The organism is Stenotrophomonas sp. 8(2023) (assembly GCF_030345295.1).
Classification (GTDB): Bacteria; Pseudomonadota; Gammaproteobacteria; order Xanthomonadales; family Xanthomonadaceae; genus Stenotrophomonas; species Stenotrophomonas muris.
The window spans coordinates 2,646,058-2,662,822 of record NZ_CP128404.1; the positions used below are offsets into that span (position 1 = coordinate 2,646,058).

At 68.1% G+C, this 16,765-nt stretch carries 13 protein-coding genes; 7 read left to right on the forward strand and 6 right to left on the reverse strand.

Annotation, left to right across the window (positions count from 1 at the left end):
• The first annotated feature begins 17 nt into the window (after positions 1-17).
• Positions 18-3,047 (forward strand): sensor histidine kinase, encoded by a 3,030-nt coding sequence (locus QP609_RS12435; protein WP_289213785.1) that lies wholly within the window; start codon positions 18-20, stop codon positions 3,045-3,047.
• A complete protein-coding gene (locus QP609_RS12440; protein ID WP_014647476.1) occupies positions 3,040-3,693 on the forward strand; it encodes a response regulator transcription factor in 654 nt (217 codons plus the stop codon). Before QP609_RS12435 ends, QP609_RS12440 begins: the two co-directional genes overlap by 8 nt.
• 419 nt (positions 3,694-4,112) lie before the next feature.
• Here the strand turns inward: QP609_RS12440 and QP609_RS12445 are convergent, their stop codons facing one another.
• Positions 4,113-5,303, reverse strand: coding sequence for an MFS transporter (locus tag QP609_RS12445; protein WP_014647477.1), 1,191 nt, complete (start codon positions 5,301-5,303; stop codon positions 4,113-4,115).
• Between the two features lie 93 nt (positions 5,304-5,396).
• On the opposite strand from QP609_RS12445, the gene QP609_RS12450 reads away from it, so the two are divergent.
• Positions 5,397-6,326 (forward strand): LysR family transcriptional regulator, encoded by a 930-nt coding sequence (locus QP609_RS12450; protein WP_014647478.1) that lies wholly within the window; start codon positions 5,397-5,399, stop codon positions 6,324-6,326.
• Positions 6,327-6,393: 67 nt separating this feature from the next.
• Here QP609_RS12450 and QP609_RS12455 read toward each other — a convergent pair whose 3' ends face one another.
• Positions 6,394-7,851: an amidohydrolase family protein gene (locus tag QP609_RS12455; RefSeq protein WP_197621118.1), complete on the reverse strand. Its 1,458-nt coding sequence runs from the start codon at positions 7,849-7,851 to the stop codon at positions 6,394-6,396.
• A gap of 51 nt (positions 7,852-7,902) precedes the next feature.
• Positions 7,903-8,604 (reverse strand): ankyrin repeat domain-containing protein, encoded by a 702-nt coding sequence (locus QP609_RS12460; protein WP_049440918.1) that lies wholly within the window; start codon positions 8,602-8,604, stop codon positions 7,903-7,905.
• Positions 8,605-8,726: 122 nt separating this feature from the next.
• On the opposite strand from QP609_RS12460, the gene QP609_RS12465 reads away from it, so the two are divergent.
• A complete protein-coding gene (locus QP609_RS12465; protein WP_046431153.1) occupies positions 8,727-9,608 on the forward strand; it encodes a LysR substrate-binding domain-containing protein in 882 nt (293 codons plus the stop codon).
• 208 nt (positions 9,609-9,816) lie between these two features.
• On the forward strand, positions 9,817-10,254 hold the full coding sequence (locus tag QP609_RS12470; RefSeq protein ID WP_069118246.1) for a DUF3806 domain-containing protein: 438 nt from the start codon (positions 9,817-9,819) through the stop codon (positions 10,252-10,254).
• Positions 10,255-10,331: 77 nt separating this feature from the next.
• Here QP609_RS12470 and QP609_RS12475 read toward each other — a convergent pair whose 3' ends face one another.
• Positions 10,332-11,492 (reverse strand): amidohydrolase family protein, encoded by a 1,161-nt coding sequence (locus tag QP609_RS12475; protein WP_197621119.1) that lies wholly within the window; start codon positions 11,490-11,492, stop codon positions 10,332-10,334.
• A gap of 184 nt (positions 11,493-11,676) precedes the next feature.
• Here QP609_RS12475 and QP609_RS12480 point away from each other — a divergent pair, with 184 nt between their 5' ends.
• The gene (locus QP609_RS12480; RefSeq protein WP_075076515.1) at positions 11,677-12,318 is read left to right on the forward strand and encodes a hypothetical protein; all 642 of its coding nucleotides are present in this window, start codon (positions 11,677-11,679) and stop codon (positions 12,316-12,318) included.
• 80 nt (positions 12,319-12,398) lie between these two features.
• On the opposite strand, the gene QP609_RS12485 is transcribed toward QP609_RS12480, so the two are convergent.
• Entirely contained in the window at positions 12,399-15,125 is a 2,727-nt protein-coding gene (locus QP609_RS12485) for a TonB-dependent receptor (protein WP_197621120.1), read from the reverse strand.
• Positions 15,126-15,303: 178 nt separating this feature from the next.
• Between QP609_RS12485 and QP609_RS12490 the strand changes: the two genes are divergently transcribed.
• Positions 15,304-15,939, forward strand: coding sequence for a GNAT family protein (locus tag QP609_RS12490; protein WP_014647486.1), 636 nt, complete (start codon positions 15,304-15,306; stop codon positions 15,937-15,939).
• Here QP609_RS12490 and QP609_RS12495 read toward each other — a convergent pair.
• Positions 15,936-16,715: a CDP-diacylglycerol diphosphatase gene (locus tag QP609_RS12495; RefSeq protein WP_041863570.1), complete on the reverse strand. Its 780-nt coding sequence runs from the start codon at positions 16,713-16,715 to the stop codon at positions 15,936-15,938. The genes QP609_RS12490 and QP609_RS12495 overlap by 4 nt on opposite strands.
• Positions 16,716-16,765: the final 50 nt, after the last annotated feature.

A 16,765-nucleotide genomic window follows, 5' to 3' on the forward strand; every position in this document is an offset into this window, starting at 1 on the left:
GCCCCGCACCTGCCAGAATGCGCGCCATGCGTGGCCGCCCCTTCCCGTTGCAACGTCACCTGCGGACGCTGCTGACCTGCCTGCTGCTGTTGACCGCCCTGCCCGCCCTTGCCGTGCAGCACCCGCCGGTGAGCGGCGGGTTGCCCGATTACGAGCACACGGCCTGGCGCGTCGGCCAGGGCGCCCCCGGTGACATCTGGGACATCACCCAGGACCGCGATGGCCTGTTGTGGCTGGCCACCGGCTCAGGGCTGTACCGCTTCGACGGTCGTCGCTTTGAACGCCAGGCCGCTCCCGCGGGCAGCCATTTCCCGTCCACCAACATGGTCACCCTTGCGCGGGGCCGCGACGATGCACTGTGGATCGGCTACTTCCAGGCCGGCATCAGCCAGTTTGCGCGCGGCCAGCTGCACAACTACGGCCGCGACCAGGGCGTGCCGGTGGGTGTGGTGCCACACTTCAGCCAGGACCGTGACGGCCGGCTGTGGGCCGCGATCAATGGTGGACTACGCCAATTCACTGGCCAACGCTGGCAGCCGCTGCCCGCTGGCATGGGGGTGCCGGAACATCGCGTGCAATGGCTGCTGCACGACAGCCGCGGCACCTTCTGGGTACTGGCCGACCTGAAGATCTGGGTGCGCGCGGCCGGCCAGGCGGCCTTCAAGGACACCGGCATCGCCGTTTCGCAGATGGCGACGCTGGCCGAAAGTCCGCAGGGGGAAGTGTGGCTGGCCGACCGCGTGCGCGGTACGTCGCCGCTGGCCAACGCACGAGGCCTGCTGCCGGACAGCGAGCGCGAGGCACGGCGGTTGCCGGAGCTGGTGGCGGCGCGCCTGCAGTTCACTGCCGATGGCGCGCTGTGGGCAACGATGAGCCCGCATGGCGGTGTCGCCCGGGTCACCTTCGATGGCGACCGCGCCATACGCATGGAGCGCTTCGATTCGCCGCACGGGCTGACCGCCACCTCGGCCGTGCCGATCATCGTTGATCGCGAAGGCAATCTCTGGGTCGGCACCAATCTCGGCCTCAACCGCTTCCGCGCGCGCAGCGTGCACACGCTGGCGGTTGGTCCCAGTGATCCCTACCGCTCGCTGGTGCGGGCCAGCGATGGCCATGTGTATGGCTATGGCGAAGACCTCAAGCCCTACGACCTCGAGCGCACCCTGCTCGATGGCAGCGCCACGCAGCTGCAGGCCGCCGCGCGCCAGGCAGCTGCCCCGATCTGGCAGTTCGACTGGGTCAACCTTGCGCGCACCGTGGCCGGCCGCACCACGCGGATTCCGCTGCCTGCGCCGTTCACCGGGCAACCACTGCATGCCCTGCTGTTCCCCGACGACGAACAGGCCTGGGTCTGCACCGGCGAACGGGGGGTGCTGCACTACCAGCAGGGCCAGTGGCAACGCGAACGCCGCCTGCCCGAACAGGCCTGCTCGTCACTGGCGCTGGATGCCAACGGCCAGCTGCTGCTCGGCTATGCAGACGGCCGGCTGCGCCGCATGGGGGCGACGCAGATCGAAACCTTCGACGCCAGCCACGGCCTGTCGGTCGGGCCGATCACGGCGGTACTCGATCATCAGGACCTCCTGCTGGTAGCCGGCGAGGCCGGATTGGCCGTGCGCCCGGGCAATGGCCGGTTCGTTCAGGTGAGCACCGACATGGCCGGCGTCATGGAAGGCATCACCGGCATGGTGGCCGATGCGAATGGCTACCTCTGGCTCAATGGCAGTCGTGGCCTGGTCCGGCTCGGGAGCGATCAGCTGCGGCGCGCACTGCGCAGCCGGCAGCCGGTGACGCCCCGCCTGTTCGATGCGGTGGATGGCATGCCGGGCATCGCCCTGCAGAGCGGACCGATCGCCACCACCGCGCTGGCCAGCGATGGCCTGTTGTGGCTGGCCACCAACCAGGGCCTGGCCTGGCTGGACACCACCCGCTCGCACGTCAACACCATGGCGCCCAGCGTGCGCATCGGCGACGTGCTGTACGGCAGTGAACACCAGCCACTGCGCGACGGCCTGCGCCTTCCGGCCGGCACCAGCCAATTGCAGATCGATTACGTGGCGCTGTCGTTGGCGCGCCCGGAGCGCAACCGCTACCGCTATCGCCTGTCCGGGGTCGACGACGGCTGGCAGGATGCCGGCAGCAGCACGCGCGCGTATTACACCAACCTCGCACCGGGCAATTACCGGTTCGAGGTGGAAGCCGCCAACGAAGACGGCATCTGGAGCACTGCACCCGCCAGCCGCACCTTCCGCATCGCCCCTACCTTCATGCAGACCCTGTGGTTCAAGCTGCTGTGCGCCGCCGCGGTGCTTGCGCTGCTGGTCCTGGCGGTGCGCATCCGCAGCGGGCAGCTGGCTGCACTGTTCCGTGCGCGCCTGCAGGAACGCCATGGCGAACGCGAACGCATTGCCCGCGACCTGCACGACACGCTGCTGCAGGGCAGCCAGGGCCTGATCCTGCGGCTGCACGCGATCAGCCAGTCGCCGCAGACCCCGGACAGGGTGCGCGGCCAGCTGGAATCGGCGATGCAGCTGGCCGAACGCAACCTGGCCGAGGGCCGGGAGCGGGTCAACGCACTGCGCGACGGTCCTTTCGCGGGCCGCGACCTCGCTTCGGCGCTGGCCGATGTTCACGCCGAATACGCCGGGCACGGCACCAATCCGCTGCGCCTGACTGTGGAAGGCGCAACACCACCGCTGCAGGCCGATGCCGCCGAGGAAGTGTTCCTGATCGGCCGCGAGGCCATCCGCAATGCACTGCGCCACGCCAATGCAAGCGCCATCGAGGTAGAGCTGTCCTACGGCGCGCGGTGCTTCCTGCTGCACGTGCGCGACGATGGCGTCGGCATCGCCGACGAAAATGCCGGGCATGGCCATTGGGGCCTGCAGGGCATGCGTGAGCGCGCGCAGCGCCTCGGCGCGGAGCTGCGGCTGTGGACCCGCCCCGGGCTGGGCACTGAAGTCGCGCTGGCGGTTCCCGCCCGTCGCCTGTATCACCGCCGCCCATCGCGTTGGCGCTGGCCCTGGAGTAGAAGCCACCATGACTGAGTCCCCTGCCCCGATCGGCGTGCTGGTGGTCGACGACCACCCGCTGCTGCGTGACGGCCTGGCCGCGCTGCTGGGCGCCCATTCCGACCTGCGCCTGCTCGGCGAGGCCGCCGATGGCGAGGAAGCCATCGAGCGCTATCAGCAGCTGCAGCCGGACGTGGTGCTGATGGACCTGCAGATGCCACGCCTGGATGGTGTGGAAGCCATCGTGCGGATCCGCGCGATGGACCCGCGTGCGCGCATCATCGTGCTGACCACCTATCGCGGTGACGTGCGTGCGGTACGGGCGCTGCAGGCCGGCGCCAGTGCGTACCTGTTGAAGGACATGCTGCGCCACGAGCTGGTCGATACGATCCGCATGGTCGCTGGCGGCCGGCGCGCACCGATACCACCGGCAGTCGCTGCGAGCATTGCCGCACATGTGGTGGAGGACCGGTTGTCGCCGCGCGAGACCGAGGTGCTGCGGCATGTGGCCGGTGGCCTGTCGAACAAGCGCATCGGCGAGCGCATGCAGATTTCCGAGCAGACGGTGAAGGCGCACATGAAGAGCCTGATGGACAAGCTGGGCGTGGGCGATCGCACGCACGCGGTGACCCAGGCGCTGCGGCGCGGCATCATCAGCCTGGACGACAGCGGTCACGATTAGGGGGTTGTTCGGCAGGGCTTGCAGCCCTGCACCCGCTACGCGCTGGAGCAACAGCAACAGCATGGATTCCATGGGATGGCGGGGCGGTGTCGGACTGCGGGGACGCTGCAAGTACGTCCCTGCAAGCTTGGCAGCCGCATCCATGCGGCTGACACCCCGCACTCCGACACCGCCCCACCTCTGACGGATTCCGATGGCGTTTGGTAGGTGTCGACCTTGGTCGACACTTCTGTCAGATATCGAAATCAATCAGGGGTCAGATCCGTTTTCCTTCGGAAAACGGATCTGACCCCAAGAGCCGTTCCAACAGACCGCAGGAACCTGTCGAAGGCTACTGAAAATCCGCTGTTTGCGCTGTTGCCGGCCAGCGGCCGGCACTACCGCAGGTGCAGGGCTGCAAGCCCTGCCGAACACCACCCCTACTTCAAACGCAGCAGCAGACTGCCGCCCGCGCACATCACCGCCAGCCAGGCCACGCCGTGCCACCCCCACTGCGCCAGCGCCAGGCTGCCCAGCGCACCGCCAGCGGCCATGCCGATGAACATGCCGGTGAACAGCAGCGCGTTGAGCCGGCTGCGTGCCGGCGGCACAAGGCCATAGACCAGCGTCTGGTGCGCCACCAGCGCCGACTGGAAACCGAAGTCGAACAGCAGCGCACTCACCACCAGCAGCGGCAGCAGCGCGGCGGCCGGCAGCCAGGCTTCGGCCAGCAGCAGGCCGAAGCCCAGCAGCGCCACCGCGATCGCCAACCGCGCCACGGCATGGCAACCCAGGCGATCAGCGAAACGTCCTGCGAACGGTGCGGCCAGCGCACCGGCCGCACCCGCAATACCGAACGCACCCGCCGCCGCACTGCCCAGGCCCAGGCGGGCATGCAGCATCAGCGCCAACGTCGACCAGAATGCGCTGAAGCCGACCGCCAGCAACGACTGGCTCGCCACCGCGCGGCGCAGCTGCGGCTGCTCGCGCCACAACGCCAGCAACGAGCCCAGCAACGCCGGATAGCGCAGCGTGCTGGTCGGTGCGAAACGCGGCAGCGCACGCGCCATCACTGCGCCCATCGCCGCCACCGATACCGCGGCCAGCACGAACTGCGTGCGCCAACCCCATGCCTCGGCCACCACGCCACTGACCACGCGCGACAGCAGGATGCCGAGCAGCAGGCCGGTCATTACCCGGCCGACGATCTGGCCGCGCTGTGCATCCGGCGCCAGGACCGCAGCGGCCGGCACGATGTCCTGCGCCAGCGTGGCCATCAACCCGACCAGCAGGCTGGCCATCAGCAGGCCCGGCAGGTGCCCGGCCATCGCTGCGGCGCCCAGTGCCAACGCCAGCAGCGCGGACTTCAACAGGATCAGGTGGCGGCGGTCGAAGCGGTCGCCCAACGGTGCCAGCAGCAGGATGCCCAGCGCGTAGCCGAGCTGGGTCAGGGTCGGCACCAGCCCGGCGGCGCGCTCACCTGCGCCAAGGTCCTGCGCGATCAGGCCCAGCATCGGCTGGCTGTAGTACAGCGAGGCGACCGAAAAGCCGGCGCCGGCCGCCATCGCCAGCACCAGCGGGGTGGAAGGCGCGTTCGCGGGTGCGACGACGGACAGCGAAGGGGTAGACATGGGGGAGTCCGGTGGAGGAAGTGGGCGTATCCTGCCCGTATTCGCCATGCGTCTGTAGTAGGCTCCTGCACATATACTTCATACGTGACACGCATGAATGACCTCGCCACCGGCGCCGATCGCCTGGATCTGCTGCGCACCTTCCTGCGCATCGTCGATGCCGGCAGCCTGTCTGCCGCCGCCGTGCAGCTGGGCACCACCCAGCCGACGGTCAGCCGGCGCCTTCAGGCACTGGAGCGGCAGCTCGGCCTGCGCCTGCTGCAGCGCTCCACCCATGGCCTGCAGCTGACCGAAGATGGCCTGCGCTGCCAGCGCCATGCGCAACGCGTGGTCGACGAATGGGAGTCGCTGCAGGCCGAACTGCACGGCGAACCGGAAACGCTGCGCGGACGCCTGCGGGTGATGGTGCCGCATGCCTTCGGCCAGGCGCAGCTGCTGCCGACCATGCTCGCGTTCCTCGCCCAGCACCCACAGCTGAGCCTGGAGTGGATCCTGGAAGATCGTCGCCCGGATTTCATCGCCGAAGGCATCGACTGCGCGGTGCGGGTGGGACCGGTCGACGAACCGCGCATGGTCGCACTGCCGCTCGCCGAAGTGCCGCGCATCGTCGTGGCAGCGCCCTCGCTGGTGCAGGCCACCGCGATCAGCACACCAGAACAGGCGCAGGCACTGCCGTGGATTTCACTGGTCACCTACTACCGCGAACGCCTGCTGCTGCATGACGCGCAGGGGCGTGCGCATACCCTTTCGATCAGCCCGCGCCTGCTCAGCGACAACCTGTTCGTGGTGCAACAGGCCGCATGTGCTGGGCTGGGTGCAGCGGTGGTCTCGGCCTGGCTGGTGGCCGGAGACCTCGCACAAGGGCGGCTGGTGCAGCTGCTGCCGGACTGGCAGGCGCCGGCGCTGCCGGTACACGTGGTATTTCCCGCCGCGCGCCAGCAGCCGCCACGGCTGCGCGCCTTCATCGATGCGATGAAGGCCGCACTGCCGCAGCTGCACGGAATGCGGCCGGCACCGCGTTAGGTCACCGACCGCATCGAAGCCACAGGGTCGGATCCCTTCCCACGGGGAAGGGCTCTGACCCTGTCGATCACCGCGCCTTCGCCGCCTCGGCATTCCACGCCGCGACCTTGGCCCTGGTGTCGGCCAGCATCTTGTCCAGCGCGGCGCGGTCATACACGTTGCCACGCAGGATCACGCTGTCGATCTTTTCGGTGGCGGCAATGTCCTGCAGCGGGTTGGCGGTCAGCAGCACCAGATCGGCGGCCTTGCCTTGAGCAACACCCCCGTAACGATTCATCTGGCCGAACCAGGCCGGGCCGGAACGGGTCGCCGCCGACAGCGCCTGCGGCGCGCTCAAGCCTTCCTTCACGAACAGCTGCAGCTCCTGGTGCAGGGCGATGCCCGGGAAGTTGAACGAGTTGAGGAAGCCCGCATCGGTGCCGGCGATGATCGTCACGCCGGCTTCCTGCAGCATCGGCAGCACGGCGGCCACCTGGTGGTACTGCGCGTGGCGCGCTTCGATCTGCGCTGGCGTTGCCTTGGCGGCACGTTCAACGCGCCACTGGTAGGTCGCGCGCAGGCCCGGGCCGATGTAAGCCAGGTACGGATCGTTCGCGTGGTCATCCTGGTCAAGGAAATCGAGGATGCGGCCACCGTTGAGGGTCGGGGTCACGAACACGCCGCGCCTGGCGAAATCGCGGTAGGCACGCATCGCCGTATCGCGGTCGAAGCTGGCGTCGAGGCGGCGGTTGGCTTCGGCGCGGTCGATGCGGCCTGCACCGAAGTCGCCGGCAATCTGCGCCTCGTCCTTGCTCCCGGCCTTGAATGCGTAGTCCAGATGCTCGATCGAGGCCAGCCCGGCATCGATTGCCTGCTCCACGGTCAGCGCCATCGGGATGTGCCCCGACGCCTTGAATCCGGCATTGCGCGCGGCACTGGCCGAGTACAGGAACAGTTCCGGCTTCAGCGTGCTGTCGGTGATCTTCACGAAATCGACCTTGTCGTGCTGCAGGCGGGTGATCGCCTTGTCGACGTCGGCCTTGCTGCCCACTTCGATCGTGCCCTTCCAGACCGGCTTGAGGCCTTCGATCTTCGCGCCCGAGCTGAGCAGCCGCGGACCGAACAGCGTGCCCTTGGCAATTTCCCCGCGCCACTGCAGCACCTGCTCGGGCAGGTCGCCGGAACAGTCACGCACCGTGGTGATGCCGTGCGCGATGTACAGCGGCAGCAGTGCCTTGTTCTCTTCGATCAGCGCCGGGCCACCACCAAAGTGCACGTGCATGTCCCACAGGCCCGGGATCAGGTACTTGCCCTTGGCATCGATCTGGCGGGCCGCGCTCCATTGGCTGCGCAGCTGCGTGTCCGGGCCGACGGCGACGATGTCCTCGCCACGGATCACCACGCTCTGCCCGGCCCGGGTACTGGCGTGCTCGACATCGACCACGGTGGCATTGCGGATCAGCAGGTCGGCGCGCTCGGCGGCAGACGCCGACAGCGGTGCCACCGCAAGGAGGATGGCAAGGGACAACGGACGGGAACGGAACATGGACAGCATCCTGATGGGCACGCCCAGCGTGCGGGTGGAAGGGGTTTGCATTCAGCGCACCGCGCCGTGCTGGCGCAGCAGGGTCTCAATTCCGGTATAGCCGCGCTGGCGCGCGTGCGCCAGCGGCGTCACGCCGTCGCCGTCGGCAAGCTCCGGGTCGGCGCCGGCCTCCAGCAGCAACTGCACGATCTGCAGGTGGCGCGCACCGCCATCGCCGAGCAGGATCGCTTCCAGCAGCGCGGTCCAGTTCAGGCGGTTGACATGATCGACCGCCACGCCCGCGCGCAGCAGCGTGCGCACGGTGGCGACGTGGCCGCGCTCGGCGGCCGGAATCAGCGCGGTGCCGCCATAGCGGTTGGTACTGCGCAGATCGGCGCCATGCGCCAGCGTCATCGCCAGGATCTCATCCAGGCCGCGCGCGCCGGCATACAGGTAGGCGCTGTCCTGCAACACATCCTTGGCATTGACGTCGGCACCGGCTTCGATCAGCTCGCGCGCGGCATCCACGTTGTTGCCCTGCGTGGCCAGCAGCAACGCCGTGCGACCCTGGCCATCGCGCGCCTCCAGCGTGGCGCCATCCTCTATCGCCTGCCGCACCGCATCGGCGTCGCCGCGGCTGGCGGCATCCCGCAGGCGCGCGTCTGCGTCGGCCCGGGACGTGGCGGTGCAGGCGGGGGTGACCATGGCCAGCAGGCACAACAGCAGCACGCGCGTGAACGGCGCAGGCCAGCCAGCGGAATGATGGACGCGCATGACAGTGTCTCCTCATGTCCGTCGCCACGGAACGCCGTGCGACGGTAGCAACAGCCGGGCGTTGCCGGCCCCTGCCCTGCATGGTAGAAGTCGGCTTGGGTATCCAGAAGTGAAATGTTCAAATGCAAGACAGTGCCAAATCGAATAGAACCCTGTTCGAACTGGACCTGCTGCGGGCGCTGGTGATGGTGGCCGACTGCGGCAGCTTCACCACGGCCGCCACCCGCCTGCATTCGACCCAGTCCACGGTCAGCCAGAAGGTGCGCCGCCTGGAAGAGCTGGCGGGGCATCGCCTGCTCGAGCGCGGCCACCGCGACGTGCACCCCACCGACGCCGGCCACACCCTGCTCGGCTATGCGCGGCGCATGCTCGACCTGAACGAGGAAATGGCGCAGGCGCTGGCCGGCGCCACCGTGGAAACCGCGGTGCGCATCGGTGTCCCCGAGGACTTCGTCAACGCGCAGACCACACGCATGCTGGCCGCCTTCAGCCGCCGTCACCCACAGGTGAAACTGGAAATCAGCAGCGGCCTCAGCCGCGACCTGGCGCACGGCTTCGACCACGGTGAACTGGATCTTGTGCTGGTCAAGCAGCGGCGCAACAGCCGTCAGGCGGTGCACTGCCGCCGCGAGCCGATGCACTGGATCGACAGCCTGCGCAGCAGCTGCCTGCAGCAGGACCCGCTGCCGCTGGTCACCTTCCCGCCGCGCGGGCTGTACCGCGACGAGATGATCCACGCCGTGGAAGCGCTGGGCCTGCGCTGGCGCATCGCCTTCACCAGCTCGTCGCTGAGTGGCATCCAGGGCGCCGTGGCCGATGGCATCGGCATCAGCCTGCTGCCCCGCCGCGCGGTCGCCCGCGATCATCGCATCATCGATGGTGAGCGCGACCTGCCGGTGATCGACAACTACGAAATCGGCCTGCTGCATCGTGCGGACGCCGACGATGCGGTGCGCGCGCTGGCCAGCGAGCTGTGGCGGCAGGTGCAGCGCGAACCGGATTGACCACTGCAACTGCGGTAGCGTGGGCCGCTGGCCGGCAGCCGCGACGGCAACATCGTCCCGCGTGGGGTCAGATCCGTTTTCCGAAACGGATCTGACCCCGAAGCGAAATCCGCGCATTGACCATCGAAAGCTGATCACGCCTGTCGCGCGGAAGTCACGGCTCTGCCGCTAGAGTGCCTCCTGTTTCCGTGCTCCACGGCATCGTGTCATGTCCGACGAAATCCCCGCCCGCTTCGACCCCCTGCCCGCCGCCCTGCAGACGCACCTGCAGCACCAGCGCTCGCTGATCGCCGCGCGCGTCGCCGCCGGCTTCCCGACGCTGCCGGTGCAATGGCCGCTGGCGGCCAGCACGCTGCAGCGCGTGATCGATGCCGAGCTGATCGAGCCTGACGACTGCGATGGCTGGGAAGCGCTGGGCGTGGCGTTCGGCGATACCCTGGCCCAACGCGTGCCGGGCCTGGCCTGGATGCAGGTCACCGACGCCTGGGGCATCGATGCAGTGCTGCGCTATGCCGACAGCAGCCTGCAGATCGGCGCCAGCACACTGCTGCTCAAGCGCGTCGAACAGGGCGAAGTCATCGACATCGCCCACCTGCTGGCGTGGCTGGAAGCGTTCGTCGCTACCCGCGCCGACGATTACGCCTGACGGCACATCGAGGTGGATCCATGCCATGCGTGGATGAATGAGACCACGCGATGGCTCCCTCCACGCACGGCGTGGATCTACAACCAACGGCCGTCAACCACCACCCGGCGCTCCACCGGCACCCCGGCCACGGCCGCCGGGCCATGGTCCGCACGCACGGCCACGAACGTCGCCGGCCGGCCTTCGGCGATGCCGTGCTGCGGCAGCCCGATCACCTGCGCGGCATGGGTGGTGACCATGTCCAGCGCCAGCATCAGGTCGCCATCGGTGTAGAAGCCCGAGCGGTAGCCCAGCAGCATCGCGCGCTGCAGCAGGTCCCCATTGCCATACGGCCACCAGCAGTCGCGGATGTTGTCATTGCCGGCGAACATGCGCACGCCGGCGTCGTGCAATGCACGCAGCGGCGGGAACGGATGGTCGCCCGGCGCGTTGCTCATGATCGCAACGCCCGCCGTGGCCAGTGCTTCACCCACCTGCAGCGCGCGCGCCAGCGGCACGTCGCCCAGCGAGTAGGCATCGCTGACCGCAACGCGTCCCTGCAGGCCGGCGGCACGGGTGCGTGCGGCGATGCGCAGCAGCTGGGCCAGTCCGGTTTCGCCGGGCTCATGCAGGTGGATGTCCAGCTGCACGCCATAGCGCTCGGCCAGGCCGAACAGCAGGGCCAGCTGGCCTTCGGCATCGCCGTCGAGCGTGGTCGGATCTATGCCGCCCAGCACCTCCACCCCTGCGGCAAGGGCCTGCTCCAGTACGGCGGCGGTGCCGGGACAGGACATCACCCCGGCCTGCGGGAACGCCACCAGCTGGATCCGCATGATGTCGGCGCAGCGCAGCGCGGCCTCGCGCACTGCTTCGAGATGACGCAGGCCGGTGCTGCCGTCGACATCGACGTGACAGCGCATCGCCACCGTGCCGAAGCGGCTGCACTGGCGGATCAAGGCCTCGGCACGGTCCACCATTGGCGCCGCGCCCGCCACCGCGGCCTTCTCCACCGCCAGCCGCTCACGCAGGCTGTTCACCGGCTGATGCGGGTGCCAGCGGTCGCCGACAAAACTCTTGTCCAGATGGATGTGGCCGTCGACCAGCCCGGGCAGGACTGCGAAGCCCTGCAGGTCGACGCATTCCGCTCCGTCGGCCGGCGAGGCCTCGCCATTGAGGCCACTGATGCGGCCGCCACGGATGTGGAAATGCAGTGGCGCGCCGTAGCGGTCTACACCGCCATGGACGAACTGAAGCGTCATCGGAAACTCCCGGAAAGCCAAGTCATGGCGCCATCCTGCGCGCTGGCACTGCCATCGGCCAACGAAATATCTGGATGCCACACATTCATCAGAACGATGAATGCCGCCGCGACGGCGGCTCGCAGCCACGCCGTGCACACGCCTGAACGGGTACCATAGGCACCTGTTTCCGCTGTGATGCCGCATGGGCCCGTCCGACCGCCACGATCGTCTCCGCCGCTGGCAGGCCGCGTCCCTGCTGGCTGCTGCCCCGATGGCCAGCCTGTCCGCCACTGATGCGGCCGCCACCGCGCCGCTGCAGGCGCCGCCTGGCCAACAGCGCATCGCCCCGGCGGCGCTGGTCGAGCGGCTGCACCAGCGTGTGCTTTCCGGGCAGAGCGCCACCGCCACCCTGGAATACTGGTGCGCCGAACACGGCCTGGCCGAACAGGCGCGGGTGCGCGCGGTGCGTGTACACGGCCAGGACAAGACAGCACCGGCCGACGTGCTGCAGGCACTGGGTGCGAAACCCGGCACCGCCCTTCGCTACCGCCGTGTGCAGCTGGTCTGTGGCAGCCGCGTACTCTCCGAGGCCGACAACTGGTACCTGCCGGACCACCTCAGCCCGGCCATGAACCAGGTGCTGGACAGCACCGACGAACCCTTTGGCCGCGTGGTTGGCCCGCTCGGCTTCCAGCGCCAGACACTGGCTGACCAGACCTTCTGGCCACCGCGTGGCGAAGGCGACCGCAGCGTGATCCTGGAAGTGCGCGCCCTGCTGCGCGATCGCCAGCAGCAGCCCTTCAGCTACGTCATCGAGTCGTACCTGCAGCAGGCACTGCCCTAGGCCACCGGCGCCCGCCATCACAGCGGACATCGACACAGCAGAAGGCCCGGCATTGCCGGACCTTCTGTTTGCCAGCCGGATCAGCGGAACCGGTAGTCCAGCTGCAGCCAGTACTGGCGGCCATACGGGTCGTAGTTGCCAACTGGATAGAACGGCCAGCCGCCACCGTTCCTGTCCGCCGGCGGGCGGCTGTCACGCAGGTTGTTGACGATCACGCCCACCGACAGGTTCTCGCCGAACTGGCGGAACACGCTGGCGTTGTAGGTCATGTACGGCGCGATGCGGCCACTGCCATCGGTCTTCGGCAGTGAACCGAAACGGTTGCCGTACAGCGTGGTGGTCCAGTCACCCTGGTTCCAGGTGATGCTGCCATTGGCCTTGCTGCGCCACTGGTAGTCATCCAGCGAATTGCGGATGTCACGCTCCGGATCATCGGAGAACTGCCGGTACGTGTGCTCCAGCACCACGGTATAGGCCAGGCGCGTAGTGAAGCGGCCATAGCGGCCGGCATCGAAACGCCAGTTACCCTTCAGGTCCAGGCCACGCACCGATTCGGAGGCCGCGTTGATCGGATTGATCAGCACGCGCGTCACCTGGTCCGGCTGCACGGTTGCAGTGGACGGGTTGCGGATCACCCGCGACAGCGCGTCCTGGCACAGCGGTGAACCGATATCGCGCGCTTCGCCACCCAGCGTGCGGCCCAGGCGGCAATCGGCTTCGTCGCGCAGGATGCGGCTGGTATCGAGGCTGGTGACCTCGTTGTCGATGCGGATGTCGTAGTAGTCGGCACTGAAATCCAGGCCGGACAGCGGCGACCAGACCACGCCGAAACCATAGGATTTAGCGGTTTCCGGCTGCAGCTGCGCGTTGGCGCGGTTGCTGTAGTCGATCGACAGGCCGTTGTAGTCGCAGTTGTCGTACGACTGGCCTGCGGTGCGGCAGCGCCAGTAGTCGGTCATGCCCGGGTTGTAGCCGCGGGTCTCGGTCGCGAACACGTAGTTCATGTCCGGCGCACGGAAGCTGGTCGCAGCAGAGCCGCGGATCAACAGGCTCTCGGTCGGGCGGAACTCGACGCCGAAGCTCCAGGTCGCCTTGCCGATGTGCTCGCCACCGGCGCGATACTGGTCATAGCGACCGGCCAGCGTCGTGGTCAGCGATTTCAGCAACGGCAACTGCAGCTCCACGCCGGCCGCATAGCGGTCACGATCACCGCCGGCACCGATACCGGCGCTGGTGTTCCAGAACTCGCCTGTGCCCAGTCGCGGGTCCGGGCGGTTGCGGTAGCCCTGGCTGCCGGCCTCGACCACCGCCGCCAATGCAGCGTCGCCACCGGGCAGCGCGAACAAACGGCCGTTGACGCTGGCGCTGAAGGTCTGCAGCCACGCCGCATTGCGGCTTTCCTGGTAGCCGGACAGGCCCTCGTATTCGCCCGGGGTCAATGGTTTGAACAGGCGTGCCGGGTCGGGCGCATAGACCTCAACGCCATTGCGTACGCCCAGCTTCGGACCGAGCAGGTATTCGTTGATGCCGGCCAGCAGCACCGGTCGGCGGGTGCGGTTCTCGTAACGCGAGCGGCTGTAGACCGCTTCGTAATCCCAACCGCTGTCGCCGATCTGGCCACGTGCGCCGACATTGAACGACCACGAGTTTTCCAGGAAGCGGTTGGCATTGCGCGGCAGGCCGCCGATTTCCTCCGGCGCGAAGCGGCGGTACCAGCTTTCCAGGTTGCCGGTGGTCTGGTTGTAGAAGTAGTTGCGGGCCGAGGTCCAGGTCGGTGCACGCGTGTTGTTGTAGATCCGCGCGCTGCCCACGGCGACATCGGCGAACAGGTCGGTGCTCTCGTTGACGTGGAAGGTCAGCAGACCGTAGCCGTTGAGATTGCGCTTCTGGGTCTGCACGGTCCAGTAGCTGGCGGCGGCCTCGTTGCTGCCGCAGTACCAGCCCTGGCGCGGGTTGTTGGCACGGAACACGCTGCCGCCATAGATGTCCGACGCGGCGTCGCAGCCGTTGACGCCCGGATCGATGTTGCGGCCGGTGGCAGCATTGCGCCGATAGGCGATCGCGGTCGCCTGCGGCGCCTTGCCGGCCGGGTCATCGTCCAGCGAATCCATGAAGTCGCGCTGGCGCGCGTGGATCGCCTTGCGCACGTCGAACTCGAAACCGAACAGGCCGTCCCAGCGCTCGCCGGAACTGCCGCCCACCACCTGCACGCGCTGGTTGTCACCGCCGCCCTGCTGGGTGCCGCCGGCGCGCACGTTCACGTCCACGCCTTCAAAGCGATCCTTGAGGATGATGTTGACCACACCGGCAATGGCGTCGGAGCCGTACACCGCCGACGCACCGGCAGCCAGCACTTCGATGCGTTCGATCAGGGCGCTGGGAATGTTGGCCAGGTTGACAACGTTCACCGAGCCTTCGTAGGCCAGCGGGTAGTCGGCCTGGCGACGGCCGTTGACCAGCACCAGCGTGCGGTTCGGACCCAGCCCGCGCAGATTGATGGTGTTGGCGGCCGGCGTGAACGTATTGCCGAAATCCTCGCCCTGCACGTTGCCGGTGTTCTCGGTCAGCGCGCTGAGGGCGTCGAAGGCATTGCGGTAGCCCTGTGCGTCGATCTGCTCGCGGCTGATCACCGTCACCGGCGAGGGTCCCTCGACACTGGCACGTGGAATGCGCGAGCCGGTGACCTTCACTTCCTGCAATGTGGTGGGCGCGCTTTCCTGCGCGAAGGCCGGCAGCGAGGCCAGCATCAGGGACGACAGCGCGAGCACCAGCGGACGCGGGCGCATCGCCTTGTGGGAGGCGGACATGGGCTTCCTGGGGGAGTGGGCGGTGGTACGGGAGCCGCAGCCGGTACGACACATAACGATCCCGTAACGAAAGTGTCCTGAATGGGTGGTTTCAACGGAAATGACCAGCCCTGATGGGCTTATGCCTGAACCGAATCAGACGCGTTTACGGCACCACCCCACTTTTGCAATGAATTGCATGGCCTGGCGCGTCGGTGATGCGCATCGTGCCGGGATGACCAACAGCGCCCCTTCCACCCACTTCGCTCCACTACGACCCGTCCTGCGCCGCCACTTGCTCCACCTCCAGGCCACGCCCATCACCCTGCGTTCGTTCCAGCGCACCGACCTGCCACGCTGGCGTGCCTTCGACGACCGTCGCCAGCGCGGCCAACGGCCGTCCTACGGCATTGATGAAGAGGCGCGGTTCCTCGCCAGCGTCTATCGTTCACGCCTGCAGGAAGACAACGACCTGCTGGTGCTGGGTGTGTTCGACGACGTGCAGGGCGTACTGCACGACCAGCTGCATATCCGCCTGCAGTCGCTGCACTCGCGCTGCGCCGAGCTGCAATCGCTGCAGCACCGGCACCCCCATCCGCAGGCGGCACTGCGGGCACTGTGCCCGTTCCTGTTCGACGATGTCGGCCTGCACCGCCTCTTCGTGCTGCTGCCGCCAGGCTGCACCAGCCCGTTTGCCCAGGCGCTGCAGGCCCATGGGTTCATCCGCGAAGGGATCCTGCGCGACTACCATCTGGACGCGCAGGGATGGCATGACCGTCAGCTGCTGGCGCTGACCGCGTCGGCCTGGCGCAGCTGTCAGCAGCCGATCGGCTAGCGCACCCGCTCCAGTGCCGCACCGGCACCGGTCAAGACCGTGCAGGCATGGTCCTGTAGTTCCTCGCCGCTGGCATCGTTGCCGCTGGCGGCATCCACGCGGGTAGCCAGCAGGATGAAGCCGGGCCCGCCCCGCACCTCGCCGCGCCCGGCCACCACCAGGCTCCACTGGCCCACATCGCCCACGCCGCTCAGGCCATAGGCCAGCAGATTGAGCGGATTGGCGGTCAGTTCTGCACCGGGCAGCAGATAGGCCTGGTACTGATGCCCGCGCAGCGGCACCGGAAACGGTGACCAGCGCGGACCGAGCGCACCGGCATGTGCATCCAGTGCCTGCAGCACATCCGCGCGCAGGCAGTCGACATGGATATGCAGCTGGTGCTGCGAGCGACCGTGCGGCGAATTCAGTGCCAGGCTGGCCACGCTGCGCGGCAGCGGCCGGCCCAGGGCCTGTTCGGTATGCCCGCGCGCCTGCCAGGCGGCCGCAAAATAGTTGGGTACCCCACGCTGGTACAGGCCGTGGCTCTCGATGCCACTGACCTTGTCCAGCGGCATCAGCAGGAACTGGTAGTCACCGTGCGCATCCTTGACCAACACGTCGCGGCGGTCGGCCGCCGTCTCCACCCGCAGGCAACTGCCACGCGGTCCTTCCACCGCCTTGCAGTCACGCTCGATCAAGCGCCACAGCGCATCGGAATGGGCCGGCGGTGGAGGTGGCGCGCTGGCGCAGGCGGACAACAGCAGCAGGGACGACAGCAGCAAAGGGCGGAGGGACACGGCGGCAACTCACGGAACAGGCACGGCAGACGGCGCCGCGCTGCATTCTA